Genomic DNA, 12684 nt, shown 5'->3' on the forward strand with positions numbered 1-12684 from the left:
TACGCTGCCGTCAAGGAGGAAACGAAGATGCCCAAGATGACCGCAGTCGAGGCGGCCGTTCACGTATTGCGCCTGGAGGGTGTGGAGACCGCCTTCGGGGTGCCGGGAGCGGCCATCAACCCCCTGTACGCCGCGCTGCGGAAGCTGGGTGGGATCAACCACATCCTCGCCCGGCACGTCGAGGGCGCCTCCCACATGGCGGACGGCTACACCCGCGCGAAGGCGGGCAACATCGGCGTGTGCATCGGCACCAGCGGGCCTGCGGGCACCGACATGATTACCGGGCTGTACGCGGCGAGCGCCGACTCCGTGCCCATCCTGTGCATCACCGGGCAGGCGCCGCGCCCCCGGCTGCACAAGGAGGACTTTCAGGCGGTGGACATCGAGAGCATCGCCAAGCCGGTGACGAAGATGGCCGTCACGGTGCGCGAGCCCGCCCTCGTTCCCCGCGTCTTCCAGCAAGCCTTCCACGTGATGCGCTCCGGCCGTCCCGGCCCGGTGCTGATCGACCTCCCCTTCGACGTGCAGATGGCCGAGATCGAGTTCGACCCCGACACGTACTCGCCCCTGCCCGTCTACAAGCCCGCCGCGACCCGGGCCCAGGTGGAAAAGGCGATGGAGATGCTTCAGGCTGCCGAGCGCCCCCTGATCGTCGCGGGCGGCGGCATCATAGGCGCGGATGCCCCGGACCTCCTCCAGACCTTCGCGGAGCTGACCGGCGTGCCCGTCATCCCGACCCTGATGGGCTGGGGCACCATCCCCGACGACCACCCGCTGATGGCCGGGATGGTGGGCCTCCAGACCTCGCACCGCTACGGCAACGCGACGATGCTCGCCTCCGACTTCGTGCTGGGGATCGGCAACCGCTGGGCGAACCGCCACACCGGCGGGCTGGACGTGTATACCGGGGGCCGCAAGTTCGTCCATGTGGACGTCGAGCCCACCCAGATCGGGCGCGTCTTCGGCCCCGACTACGGCATCGTCAGCGACGCGAAGGCCGCGCTGGAACTGTTCGTCGAGGTGGCCCGCGAGTGGCGGGTATCCGGGCGGCTCAGGGACCGGGGCGAGTGGGCCGAGGAGTGCCGCGAGCGCAAGCGGACGATGCTCCGCAAGACGCACTACGACAACGTGCCCATCAAGCCCCAGCGCGTCTACGAGGAGATGAACAAGGCGTTCGGGCGCCAGAGCGTGTACGTCACCACCATTGGCCTGTCGCAGATCGCGGGCGGGCAGTTCCTGCACGTCTACAAGCCCCGCCACTGGATCAACGCCGGGCAGGCCGGGCCGCTGGGCTGGACGGTGCCCGCCGCCCTGGGAGTCGTGGCGGCCCGCCCGGACGCGGAGGTCGTCGCTCTCTCCGGCGACTACGACTTCCAGTTCATGATCGAGGAACTGGCGGTGGGCGCGCAGTTCAACCTGCCCTTCCTCCAGGTGCTCGTGAACAACTCGTACCTGGGCCTGATCCGCCAGTCGCAGCGCGGCTTCGAGATGGACTATCAGGTGCAACTCGCCTTCGACAACATCAACTCGCCCGAGACGCAGGGCTACGGGGTGGACCATCTCAAGGTCGCCGAGGGTCTGGGCTGCAAGGCGTTGCGCGTGACCCAGCCGGGCGAGGTTCTGCCCGCCTTCGAGAGGGCCCGCGACCTGATGCGCGAGTTCCGGGTGCCGGTCGTGGTCGAGGTGATCCTGGAGCGCGTGACCAACATCAGCATGGGCACCGAGATCAACGCGGTCACCGAGTTCGAGGAACTGGCAGAGGATGCCCGGCAGGACGCCCCCACCGCCATCGCCATGCTCGACTGAACGACTTCTGCTCCTCCCCCTTCATGGGGGAGGCTGGGAGGGGGTGAACGGGCAGGGCATCCGAGAAGGGTCGCCCGGCCAACCCCTCTGCCCCTTCTCTACGAGGACTGACATGACCCGATTCGCCGCCAACCTCACCCTGCTGTTTCAGGAACTGCCCTTTCTGGAACGCTTCGGCGCGGCCCGTCAGGCGGGCTTTACCGCCGTGGAATACATGTTCCCCTACCCCTACTCGCCCGAGGAACTGCGGGATCAGCTCCGGCAGCACGGCCTAACCCAGGTGCTGTTCAACCTGCCCGCCGGGGACTGGGCGGCGGGGGAGCGTGGGATTGCCGTGCTGCAAGGCCGCCAGGAGGAATTCCGCGACGGCGTGGCCCGGGCGCTGACCTACGTGGAGGCGCTGCGGGGAGCACAGCCGCCCCTCGTGAACTGCCTCGTCGGGAAGCTGCCGGAAGGTGCCAATGCCGATGAAGCCCGCCGCGTTCTGGTCGAGAATCTGCGGTACGCCGCCTCCGAACTGGCCCGCGCCCACGTCACCCTCCTCATCGAGCCCATCAACCCGCACGACATCCCCGGCTTCTTCCTGCGTACGCCCGACCAGGCGGCGGGGCTGATCGCCGAGGTGGGGGCGGACAACCTGCGTATCCAGTACGACCTCTACCACCAGCAGCGCACCGAGGGGCAACTGCTCGACACCTTCCGCCGCCTGCAAGGGCAGATCGCGCACGTCCAACTCGCGGACGTGCCGGGTCGCCACCAGCCGGGCACCGGGGAGATCAACTACCCCTTCGTGCTCGCCGCGCTGGACCGGGAAGGGTACGGCGGCTACGTGGGCCTGGAGTACATTCCCGAGGGGGACACGGTGGGTTCGCTGGCCTGGATGGCGGCGCTGAGGGAAGGAGTGACGGCATGACGGACGGCAAGGAACGCATCGGCTTCATCGGCCTGGGCATCATGGGCCTCCCGATGGCCCGCAACCTGATCAGGGCGGGTTATTCCCTCACAGTCAACAACCGTGGCCCGGAGCCTGAACAGCAACTCGCCGCCGAGGGCGCCCAGGTGGCCCGCACTGCCCGCGAGGTCGCCGAGCAGAGCGACATCGTGATCACCATGCTGCCCGACAGCCCACAGGTGGAGGAGGTGGTGCTGGGCGAGAACGGCGTGGTCGAAGGGCTCGCCTCGGGTGGCCTCTACATCGACATGAGCAGCATCGCCCCCAGCACCGCCCGTAAGGTCGCCGAGGCGCTGAAGGCGAAGGGGGCCGATTCGCTCGACGCGCCCGTGTCCGGCGGTCAGGTCGGCGCGGAGGGGGCCACCCTCAGCATCATGGTGGGGGGCAGCGAGGAGGGATTTGCGCGGGCCCGCCCGGTGTTCGAGGCGGTCGGGAAGAACATCGTCCACATCGGCGGCCCCGGTGCCGGGCAGGTCACGAAAATCTGCAACCAGATCGTCGTAGCCCTGACCATCCAAGCGGTCGCAGAGGCGATGACGCTCGCCCGCAAGAGCGGCGTGGACGCCTCAAGGGTGCGCGAGGCGCTGCTGGGAGGCTTCGCGCAGAGCCGCATCCTCGACCTGCACGGGCAGCGCATCCTCGACGGCAACTTCAAGCCGGGCTTCCGCATCCACCTGCACCGCAAGGACCTGCGTCTGGCGCTGGAGGCGGGCCGCGAGCAGGCCGTGCCGCTTCCCGCCACCGCTGGCGTCGCCGAGCTGATGAACAGCATGATCGCGCAGGGGATGGGCGACCTCGACCACTCGGGCCTCGCGGCGCTGTACGGGCAGCTCGCCGGGCTGGACTGACCGTGACCGCTCCTGACCGGACGGTTCCTGGGACGGCTGTTCCTTCAACCGATCTACGGGCGCTGCTGGAGCACAGCTACCGGGCGGCGCTGGAGGCGGTGGCCCCCGCTCGATTGCTGGCCCCGCACTTGACGGGAGAACGCCCCGACTTCGTGCTCGCCTTCGGGAAAGCCGCGCTCCCCATGCTGCGCGCCGCGCTGGAGGCGTACCCGGGCGTTCCCGCTCTCGCCGTCCCCCCACGCGGCACGCCCGACCTCAGCGCACCGGAAGAGGCGGAAGTCCTTCCCGGCAGCCACCCCGTTCCCGATGAATACAGCACGCTCGCCGCCGAGCGGGCACTCTCGTGGGTGCGGGAGTTGCCCCGGGGGGCCCGGCTGCTCGTCCTCGTGTCGGGGGGCGGGAGCGCCCTGCTGAGTGCTCCCTGGGGCGTCACGCTGGCGCAGAAACAGGCGCTCACCCGTGACCTGCTGCGCGCCGGGGCGACCATCGAGGAGATCAACGCGGTTCGCAAGCACCTCTCGCGGGTGAAGGGCGGGCGGCTGGCGCAGGCGACTCGCGCCCGGGTGCGGGCCCTCCTGATTTCCGATGTCATCGGCGACGACCCCTCGGTGATCGCCAGCGGTCCCACCGTCCCTGACCCCTCCACCTTCGCCGACGCTCTAGCGGTCCTCGACCGTTACGGCATTGGGGCAGAGGAAGCCCGCGCGCACCTCACGGCTGGGGTCCGGGGCGACCTCCCCGAGACACCCAAACCCGGCGAGTTGCCCCAGGTCGAGAATGTCGTCATCGGCTCGAACCGCGTGCTGCTGGAGGCGGCGCAGGGGTTCTTGCGGGGGCAGGGTATGGAGGCGGTGATCCTCGGCGACACCTTCGCGGGGGAGGCGCGCGACTTGGCGGGGTTCCACGCCTCGCTCGTACACAGTGTCCGCACTTATGGCACGCCCTTCCGGGGTCCGTTGGCGCTGCTCTCGGGTGGGGAGGCGACGGTCACCGTGCGCGGAGAGGGGAGAGGTGGGCGCAACCAGGAGTTTGTCCTGTGGCTGCTGGAGAACCTGGGGGAGCGCGGGGTCTACGCCCTCTCCGCCGGTTCCGACGGCATCGACGGGAACAGCGACGCGGCGGGGGCCTTCCTCACGCCCGATTCGCTGTCGCGTGCCCGGGCCCTGGACCTCGACCCACGCGACTTCCTCGCCCGCAACGACTCGGGCACCTTCTTCGCGGCGCTGGGGGACGCCCTGGTCACCGGTCCCAGCGGGCACAACCTCAACGACTATCGGGTCGTCCTCGTGGAGTGACGGGCTCCGGCCGCCGCCGGATATAGGCCGACAGCGGCGTTACTGGCCTGGAGACGCTTCCCCGCCTTGCCCCAGCCTCCTGAATGGGTAGAATGGAAATAATCTTCAACAGATAAAATTTCCCGCGCGTTTCCCGCCCCTTCCAGGAGGTTCCCGTGACCACGATCCCGCACACGCCCGCTGGCATGACGTTCGCCGCCCCCGTCCCGGAGGCCTACGCCGAGGTACTCACCCCGGGGGCCCTGTCCTTCGTGGCCGAGCTGCATCGGCGCTTCGACGCCCGGCGGCGCGAACTGCTGGCGGCCCGCGAGGAACGGCAGGCCCGGCTGGACGCGGGCGAGCTGCCCGACTTCTTGCCCGAGACCGAGGGCGTGCGCGCGGGCGACTGGAAGATCAGCCCCCTGCCCGCCGACCTGCAAGACCGCCGGGTGGAGATCACGGGCCCGGTGGACCGCAAGATGATCATCAACGCGCTCAACAGTGGCGCCCGCATGTTCATGGCCGACTTCGAGGACGCCAGCAGCCCGGTCTGGGAAAACATGCTCGACGGCCAGCTCAACCTGCGCGACGCCGTGCGGGGCACCATCTCGCTCGAACAGGGGGGCAAGAGCTACCGCCTGGTTGAGCAGCCCGCCATGCTGCTTGTCCGCCCGCGCGGCCTGCACCTCCCCGAAAAGCACGTCACGGTGGACGGCGAGGAGATGAGCGGGTCCCTCTTCGACTTCGGCCTGTACGCCTTCCACAACGCGCAGGAGCGGTTGAAGCGCGGCACGGGCACGTACTTCTACATCCCCAAGCTCGAAAGCCATCTCGAAGCGCGGTGGTGGAACGAGGTGTTCACCTTCACGGAGGACACCCTGGGCGTGCCGCGCGGCACGATCCGGGCGACGGTCCTGATCGAGACGATCCTGGCCGCCTTCGAGATGGACGAGATTCTGTACGAACTCCGCGAGCACTCGGCAGGGCTGAACTCGGGGCGCTGGGACTACATCTTCTCGTACATCAAGAAGTTCCGGAACCGGGACGACCAGATCCTCCCCGACCGCGCCCAGGTCACGATGGCGGTGCCCATGATGGCGAACTACTCCAAGCTGGCGATCCAGACCTGCCACAAGCGCGGCGCCCCGGCCATCGGCGGCATGAGCGCCTTCATCCCGGTTAAAAACGACCCGGCGGCCAACGAACGCGCCTTCGAGCAGGTGCGGCTGGACAAGGAGCGGGAGGCGACGAACGGGCACGACGGGACCTGGGTCGCGCACCCGGGGATGGTGGACCTCGCCACCGAGGTCTTCGACCGCCTGATGCCCACCCCGAATCAGATCGACTCGGGCAAGCAGATGGAGTTGACGGTTACCGCCGCCGACCTCCTCACCCCGCCTGAAGGCACGATCACCGAGGGCGGCGTGCGGACGAACATCAGCGTCGGCATCCAGTACCTCGCGGCGTGGCTCCAGGGGCGGGGGGCGGTGCCCATCCACAACCTGATGGAGGACGCCGCAACCGCCGAGATCAGCCGCGCGCAACTGTGGCAGTGGCTCCACCACGGGGTCCGGCTGGACGACGGGCGGACGCTGACGCCGGAACTGCTGGACGGCCTGTTCGAGGAGGAGCTGGGCAAGCTCGGCCCGAACTTCGCCGAGGCGGGGCGGCTCTTCAGGGACGTGGCGACCCGCTCGCCGCTCGCCGACTTCTTGACCCTCCCGGCGTACGAGCGACTCGCGTGACGCCCGCCGCCCGAACAATCCCGGCCACGCGGACGCCCTACCCTGTCCGGCGAACCCTATGACGACGACCGCCAGGCAGAAACCGGGCCGCGCCCGCAGCGGCGAGACGAGCAGCGTCCGCACCCTGGAGCGCGGGCTGACGGTCCTGCTGGCCCTCAAGGAGTTGCGCCGCGCGCCCCTGAGCGTGCTCGCCCGGCAGGTGAACCTCTCGGCGAGCACGACCTACCGGCTGCTGGAGACCCTGCGCCAGCACGGCTTCGTCGAGTGGGACGAGCCCAGCGGGGTCTACAGCGTGGGGCTGCGGGCCTATCAGGTCGGCCTCGCCTTCACTGAGCGCAACAATCTGATCAGTTCTGCCCACCCCGAGATGGAGGCCCTGGTGGGGGACCTGAACGAGACGGTCAACCTCGCCGTGCTGTACGGCTCGGAGGCGGTATACGTGCATCAGGTGGAGGGCCGCCAGCTCATGCGGATGTTCGCGCATCTGGGGGACAACGCGCCGCTGCACGCCTCCGGGGTGGGGAAGGTGCTGCTCGCGTGGCGCCCCGAAGGAGACGTGCGGCAGAAGCTGGGCGACGGTCCCTTCCCGGCCTACACGACCCACTCCATCACGACCCTCGCGGCGCTGCTGCGCGAACTCGCTCAGGTGCGTGAGCAGGGTTACAGCGTGGACGACGAGGAGCGCGAACTGGGCGTGCGCTGCGTGGCCGTGCCCGTCCGGGACCACACCCGGCAGGTGGTCGCCTCCCTCAGCGTCTCCGCGCCCACCTCGCGCTTCGGCCGGGACCAGATCGCCGAGGTCGCCGGTCGGATGAACCGCGCCGCCGAGCAGGTGTCGATCCGCCTGGGCTGGGGGTAAACGCGGGACGAGCCGCTTGAGCTGCCCCTGACGGTCTGCCCGGAAACTGTGGTTGGAGTCCGGGCAGGCCGTCAGGCTTGACCTCGTTCGGAGCCGGGTTAAACCGGGGAAGCCGCCGTAGCCGAACAGGGCGGGTCGGGCGGCCCTCTGCCCCCCGGCACCCGTTACCCCATGCAGCGTGCAGGGGCCTCCCCACCTCAGCCGGGTGCCTGAGCGGCCTCCCCATCCTCCGTTCGTGACTCCAGTCCCAACAGCAACCGGGCGGCGAGGCGGCGGAGAACCTCCGTCTCAACGGGGTCGAGCGCCGACAGGACCCGGGCGGTGGTGGCGAGGTGCTGGGGCAGGAGGCGTTCGACCAGGGCCCGCCCCTCCCGCGTGAGCCGCACCCGCACCGAGCGGCGGTCGCGTTCGCCCCCCCGGCGCTCCACCAGGCCCCTCTCGACCAAACGCTGAACCCGGTTCGTCATAGACGGCCCGCTGATGGCGGCGAGGTCGCTGAGCCCGGTCGGGGTCAGCCCCTCCGGGGGGGCCGAGCGGTACAGCGTCAGGAGCAAGTCCCAGCCCGCCGCGTTGACGCCGTCCGGCAGGTAGGTGCCCTCGATCTCCCGCGCCAGGGCGGCGTGCAGGCGACCCAGCAGCACCACCGTCAGCATGGGCTCCGGGTCGAGGTCGGGCCGGACCCGTTCCCAGTCGTCCCGGATACGGGCCAGAAAGTCGGGCGTCAGGGAAGGCATCATCGCGTGGGGCCTGTGTAGGCGCCTGAGCCTAACACGGGGCCTCCAGGGTGGATGGTGGACGTGGGCGCCCTCCGGGAACTCGGAGAAGGGATCGCCCCCCGTCGGACGAGAGGCACACACCTTGTTTTTTATTCTATGAAAAGAAGTTTCACAGCTTGACACGAAGCGGGGCGACCCTTACGATGACCCCATTCAAGTACATAGGCGTCTAAGTAGTTCGGTCTGCCGGCGGCCCTGGCCCGGTCGTCTCTCCCGGCGTGTCCACAGGGCGCGTCCACCCGCAGGGAGGTTGACATGACGCGAGCAGTTCCCGTTCCGCCCGTCCACCCCGTCGACGAGGTTCCGCCGGCCGGGCGCATGGTGGCCTTCGGGCTCCAGCATGTGCTGAGCATGTACGCGGGGATTATCGCGGTGCCGCTCGTGCTCGCCTCCGCCCTGGGGCTGAACCCCGACCAGATCGTGCGTATCGTGAACGCCAGCTTCTTCATGTGCGGGGTCGCCACCCTGATCCAGACCCTCGGGTTTCCGGGCTTCGGCGCGCGGCTCCCTATCGTGCAGGGGACGACCTTCGCGGCGCTCGCCAGCATGATCGCCATCGGCAAGGACTACGGGCTGCCCGGCATCTACGGGGCGGTGATCGCCGCCGGGCTCTTCACGGTGCTGCTCGCGCCGTACTTCTCGCGCCTGCTGCGCTTCTTCCCGCCGGTCGTCGCGGGGACCGTCATCACCATCATCGGCGTGGCGCTGCTGCCGGTGGCGATCCGCTGGGCGGGGGGCGGTAACCCGGCCGCCGAGACCTTCGGCGCCCCGGCCAACCTGGGGCTGGCCGCGCTGACCCTGGTCTTCGTCCTGCTCGTGACCCGCTTCGCGCGGGGGTTCTGGAGCCGGGTCGCCGTGCTGCTGGGGCTGGTCTTCGGCACGGTCGTCGCGGCCATCCTCGGCAAGGCGTCCTTCGCCACCGTGGGCACCGCCGCCGCCATCGGCTTCACGCCGCCCTTCTTCTTCGGCCTGCCCACCTTCGCCCTGGTGCCCATCCTGTCGATGATCCTGGTGATGCTCGTCGTGATGGTGGAGACGACCGCCGACCTGCTCGCTATCGGTGAGATCACGGACAGGCCCGTCGACGCCCGGGTCGTGGCTGACGGACTGCGCGCCGACGGGCTCTCGACGGCGCTGGGTGGAGTGTTCAACGTGTTTCCCTTCACCGCCTTCGCGCAGAACGTCGGGCTGGTGCGCTTCACGGGCATCAAGAGCCGCTTCGTGGTCGCCACGGCGGGCGTGATCCTGCTGCTGCTGGGCTTCTTCCCCAAGCTGGGCGCACTCGTGGCCTCCATCCCCCTGCCGGTGCTCGGCGGCGCGGGGCTGGTGCTGTTCGGCACGGTGGCGGCGGCGGGCATCCAGACCCTCAGCCGGGTGAACATGGTGGACACACGCAACCTCACCATCGTGGCCGTCAGCATCGCGATGGGCGTAATCCCCTCCACCGTGCCCACCCTCTACGAGAAGCTGCCGGACTGGGCGGGCCTCTTCCTGGAAAGCGGCATCACCGCCGGGGCCCTGAGCGCGATCCTGCTCAACATCCTCTTCAACATCGTCGGCCACCCGCGCGCCCAGCTCTCCTCGACTGCCGATGCGGCTGCCCACGCCCCCGAACTGGGAGACCTGCATTGAACCGCCCCCTGACCCTGACCGAGGTGAACGCCCTCCCGCTGCCCGAGTTCGTGCGCACCTTCGGCGGAGTGCTGGAACACAGCCCGCGCTACGCCGAGCGGGTGGGGCGGGAGCGTCCCTTCACCGGGGTGGAGGAACTGGCCGCCGCCTTCACCCGGGCGGTGCAGGCGGACTCCCCCGGGGAGCAGCTCGCCCTGATCCGCGCGCACCCCGACCTCGCCGGGAAGGCGGCGCTGGCGGGGGAGGTGACCGCCGAGTCCGCCTCCGAGCAGGCGTCCGCCGGGCTCGACCGCCTGACCCCCGAGGAGTACGCCGAGTTCCACCGCGTCAATTCGGCCTACCACGCCAAGTTCGACATGCCCTATATCGTCTGCGTGCGCGAGAACACCAAGGCCAGCATCCTGAGCGGGTCCGCCGCGCGCCTGGAGAACACCCCGGAGCAGGAGCGGGAGACCGCCCTGAGGGAAATCGGCAGGATTGCCCGGCTACGAGTCCTCGACCTGGTGCGCCAGGACACGCAAGGAGCCCCAGCATGACCCAGACTCACCCCTCCCCCGCCAAGGTGAACGTCCGTCTCGGCGAGAACAACTACGGCAAGGCCGAGGTCAAGCTGATGAAGGTCTGGCGTGACACTGAGCGCCACGAGATCCGCGAGCTGTCCGTGCGCGTCGCCATGACCGGTGACTTCGACGCCGCGCATACCGGGGGTGACAACACGGACCTCGTCGCCACCGACACCGTGCGCAACACCATCTACGGCTTGGCGAAGGAGGGTTTCCGGGGCAGCCCCGAGGAATTCGGCAAGGAGCTGCTCAATCACTTCGTGAAGACCGGGCCCAGGGTCACGGGTGGCTTCGCCGAGTTCACCGAGTACCTGTGGGAGCGCATTCCGGTGGGCGGCGAAGGGCACGACCACTCCTTCGTCCGCCAGATGCCCCAGCGCACCGCCCGAGTGGAGGGGGACGGCCAGACGTTCAAGGTCACTTCAGGCCTGGAGAACCTGTACGTCCTCAAGACCACCCGGAGCGGCTGGGCGGGCTATCTGCTGAACGAACGCTTCACCACCCTGCCGGAGACGACGGACCGCGTCATGGCGACCTTCGTCACGGCGAAGTGGGAGTACAACACGGAGGACGTGGACTACGACGACGTGTGGAACCAGGTCTACCGCCAGATTCAGGAGACCTTCACCGACCACTACTCGCCCAGCCTCCAGAACACGCTGTTCCTGATGGGCCAGGCCGTGCTGACGGCGTGCCCGGAGATTTCCCGGGTCTGGTTCCAGATGCCCAACAAGCACCACCTGCGGTACAACCTCGAACGCTTCGGGCTGGGGAACGACAACGAGATCTTTCATGTGGACCCCGAGCCCTACGGCCTGATGGAGGCGTGGGTGGAGCGGGCCTGATGGCGGGACACTCGGGCCTTACGACTCACGTCCTCGACACGGCCAGGGGGCGACCCGCCGCCGGGGTCCGGGTGGAACTCTTCCGGGTGGAGGGCCAGGAGCGCCGCAAGGTGACCGAGGCGGTGACGAACAGGGACGGGCGCACCGACGCGCCCCTGATCGAGCGAGGGAGCCTGGCCCCCGGCACCTTCGAGCTGACCTTCCACGTCGCCCCGTATTTCGAGGGCTTCGAGGCCGCGCCGAGCCCCCCCTTTCTCGACCTCGTCACGCTGCGCTTCACGGTGGGCGACACGTCGGGGCACTACCACGTGCCCCTGGTGGTCTCGCCCTGGTCGTACAGCACCTACCGGGGGAGCTAGAACCTGCTCCGGCCGGAGATGGAAGGAGGGCGGAGCGCCTCTCGTCCTGGGGGAGACCGGGCAGGCTTGCCCTCTCGTGGCGACGACCCACCCAGGGAACCAAAAGACGACCAGGGAAAGAGCGGCTGCGGCGCTGTTCTTGAACCGTGGACTCCTCCCTCGTGTTCGCCCACGCTCCGCCTCCCGGACCGGGGGTCGGGACACGGACAGGCCACCTCTGGATGCCGGGGTTGCCAAGTCTGTCGCCCGTGCGGTAGGAGGAGGCCATGCTGTTTACCCTGGAGAGCCTGGCGTCCGGTTCCCCGCTGGTAGAGGAGGTCTGGTCCGGGCAGAGCGAGCGGCCTGGAACTTTTACCTCGCTCGCCGTGAGTCGCTCGGAACTGGTGGTCACGCGCTCCCGGGGCCAGGTCGGCGTCGTGCTGCGCGGGCCGGAGAGCCGGGCGAGCGTCGCGCACGCCCCGGGGGACGCGGAGTTCTTCGGTATCACCTTCAAACTCGGCGTCTTTCTTCCCGCGCTGCCCCCCATCCACCTGCTCGACCGGCACGCGGTGTTGCCCACCACCGGTGGCTCGTTCTGGCTGGACGACCACGCCCTGCCCATCCCCAGCGTGGGGGACGCCGACGCCTTCGTCGAGCGGCTGATTCGCCTGGGGCTCCTGCGCTGCGAGCCCACGGCCCTGCCCCTGATAGGCGGCGACTTGCCCGAGGCCCCGGCCACCATTCGCACCCTGCAACGGCGCTTTCTCCAGGCCACCGGGCTCTCCCAGCGCACGGTGCTCTCCATCGAGCGGGCCCGCGAGGCGGTGGCGCTCCTTCAGACGGGCAGCGCCATCCCAGATGTCGTGCATGACCTGGGGTACACCGACCAGCCGCACCTGACCAGGACGCTCAAGCAGTTGGTGGGCCGCACCCCCGCGCGCATCGTCCGCGAGGCCTGGCCGCACTCGCCGCTGAGCGCCCGGGAACTGGCCCCGTAGCACCGCTCACCCCTGTCCGCCGCGTGGGCGAAGCACCGAACAACCCTG

12 protein-coding genes are annotated in these 12684 nt (G+C 69.3%); 11 read left to right on the forward strand and 1 reads right to left on the reverse strand.

Features of this window, described 5'->3' with window-relative positions; translation table 11 throughout:
* Positions 1 to 27: 27 nt before the first annotated feature.
* The 6 genes from gcl to DAETH_RS21960 all read left to right on the forward strand — a co-directional run bounded on the left by gcl (position 28) and on the right by DAETH_RS21960 (position 7484).
* Positions 28 to 1806, forward strand: coding sequence for a glyoxylate carboligase (gcl, locus tag DAETH_RS21935; RefSeq protein ID WP_264778242.1), 1779 nt, complete (start codon positions 28 to 30; stop codon positions 1804 to 1806).
* 112 nt (positions 1807 to 1918) lie between these two features.
* Complete coding sequence (gene hyi, locus DAETH_RS21940; RefSeq protein WP_264778243.1) at positions 1919 to 2719, forward strand: hydroxypyruvate isomerase; 801 nt, start codon at positions 1919 to 1921, stop codon at positions 2717 to 2719.
* Positions 2716 to 3606, forward strand: a complete 891-nt coding sequence (locus DAETH_RS21945; RefSeq protein WP_264778244.1) for a 2-hydroxy-3-oxopropionate reductase — start codon at positions 2716 to 2718, stop codon at positions 3604 to 3606. The genes hyi and DAETH_RS21945 overlap by 4 nt, the downstream gene beginning before the upstream one ends.
* Positions 3607 to 3608: 2 nt before the next feature.
* Positions 3609 to 4901, forward strand: a complete 1293-nt coding sequence (locus DAETH_RS21950) for a glycerate kinase type-2 family protein (protein ID WP_264778245.1) — start codon at positions 3609 to 3611, stop codon at positions 4899 to 4901.
* Positions 4902 to 5086: 185 nt separating this feature from the next.
* Positions 5087 to 6625, forward strand: a complete 1539-nt coding sequence (gene aceB, locus DAETH_RS21955) for a malate synthase A (protein WP_264778569.1) — start codon at positions 5087 to 5089, stop codon at positions 6623 to 6625.
* A 58-nt stretch (positions 6626 to 6683) separates the two neighbouring features.
* Positions 6684 to 7484 carry an IclR family transcriptional regulator gene (locus DAETH_RS21960; RefSeq protein WP_264778246.1) on the forward strand — a complete coding sequence of 267 codons (801 nt, stop codon included), beginning with the start codon at positions 6684 to 6686 and terminating at the stop codon, positions 7482 to 7484.
* A 197-nt stretch (positions 7485 to 7681) separates the two neighbouring features.
* Here the strand turns inward: DAETH_RS21960 and DAETH_RS21965 are convergent, their stop codons facing one another.
* Complete coding sequence (locus DAETH_RS21965) at positions 7682 to 8221, reverse strand: MarR family winged helix-turn-helix transcriptional regulator (protein ID WP_264778247.1); 540 nt, start codon at positions 8219 to 8221, stop codon at positions 7682 to 7684.
* 294 nt (positions 8222 to 8515) lie between these two features.
* On the opposite strand from DAETH_RS21965, the gene DAETH_RS21970 reads away from it, so the two are divergent.
* The 5 genes from DAETH_RS21970 to DAETH_RS21990 all read left to right on the forward strand — a co-directional run bounded on the left by DAETH_RS21970 (position 8516) and on the right by DAETH_RS21990 (position 12636).
* On the forward strand, positions 8516 to 9892 hold the full coding sequence (locus tag DAETH_RS21970; RefSeq protein WP_264778248.1) for a nucleobase:cation symporter-2 family protein: 1377 nt from the start codon (positions 8516 to 8518) through the stop codon (positions 9890 to 9892).
* Positions 9889 to 10428, forward strand: a complete 540-nt coding sequence (uraD, locus tag DAETH_RS21975; RefSeq protein WP_264778249.1) for a 2-oxo-4-hydroxy-4-carboxy-5-ureidoimidazoline decarboxylase — start codon at positions 9889 to 9891, stop codon at positions 10426 to 10428. The genes DAETH_RS21970 and uraD overlap by 4 nt, the downstream gene beginning before the upstream one ends.
* Positions 10425 to 11300: a factor-independent urate hydroxylase gene (gene pucL / locus DAETH_RS21980; RefSeq protein ID WP_264778250.1), complete on the forward strand. Its 876-nt coding sequence runs from the start codon at positions 10425 to 10427 to the stop codon at positions 11298 to 11300. Before uraD ends, pucL begins: the two co-directional genes overlap by 4 nt.
* Complete coding sequence (gene uraH / locus DAETH_RS21985; protein WP_264778251.1) at positions 11300 to 11659, forward strand: hydroxyisourate hydrolase; 360 nt, start codon at positions 11300 to 11302, stop codon at positions 11657 to 11659. Before pucL ends, uraH begins: the two co-directional genes overlap by 1 nt.
* Positions 11660 to 11925: 266 nt before the next feature.
* Positions 11926 to 12636, forward strand: a complete 711-nt coding sequence (locus DAETH_RS21990) for a helix-turn-helix domain-containing protein (RefSeq protein WP_264778252.1) — start codon at positions 11926 to 11928, stop codon at positions 12634 to 12636.
* Positions 12637 to 12684 lie beyond the last annotated feature (48 nt).

Source organism: Deinococcus aetherius (genome assembly GCF_025997855.1).
In the GTDB taxonomy this organism is placed as follows: domain Bacteria; phylum Deinococcota; class Deinococci; order Deinococcales; family Deinococcaceae; genus Deinococcus; species Deinococcus aetherius.

Coding starts and splice junctions, on each gene's coding strand:
- pucL (WP_264778250.1), top strand. CDS start 10,425: ATGACCCAGACTCACCCCTCCCCCGCCAAGGTGAACGTCCGTCTCGGC.
- hyi (WP_264778243.1), top strand. CDS start 1,919: ATGACCCGATTCGCCGCCAACCTCACCCTGCTGTTTCAGGAACTGCCC.
- uraH (WP_264778251.1), top strand. CDS start 11,300: ATGGCGGGACACTCGGGCCTTACGACTCACGTCCTCGACACGGCCAGG.
- aceB (WP_264778569.1), top strand. CDS start 5,087: ATGACGTTCGCCGCCCCCGTCCCGGAGGCCTACGCCGAGGTACTCACC.
- DAETH_RS21965 (WP_264778247.1), bottom strand. CDS start 8,221: ATGATGCCTTCCCTGACGCCCGACTTTCTGGCCCGTATCCGGGACGAC.
- DAETH_RS21945 (WP_264778244.1), top strand. CDS start 2,716: ATGACGGACGGCAAGGAACGCATCGGCTTCATCGGCCTGGGCATCATG.
- DAETH_RS21970 (WP_264778248.1), top strand. CDS start 8,516: ATGACGCGAGCAGTTCCCGTTCCGCCCGTCCACCCCGTCGACGAGGTT.
- gcl (WP_264778242.1), top strand. CDS start 28: ATGCCCAAGATGACCGCAGTCGAGGCGGCCGTTCACGTATTGCGCCTG.
- DAETH_RS21960 (WP_264778246.1), top strand. CDS start 6,684: ATGACGACGACCGCCAGGCAGAAACCGGGCCGCGCCCGCAGCGGCGAG.
- DAETH_RS21990 (WP_264778252.1), top strand. CDS start 11,926: ATGCTGTTTACCCTGGAGAGCCTGGCGTCCGGTTCCCCGCTGGTAGAG.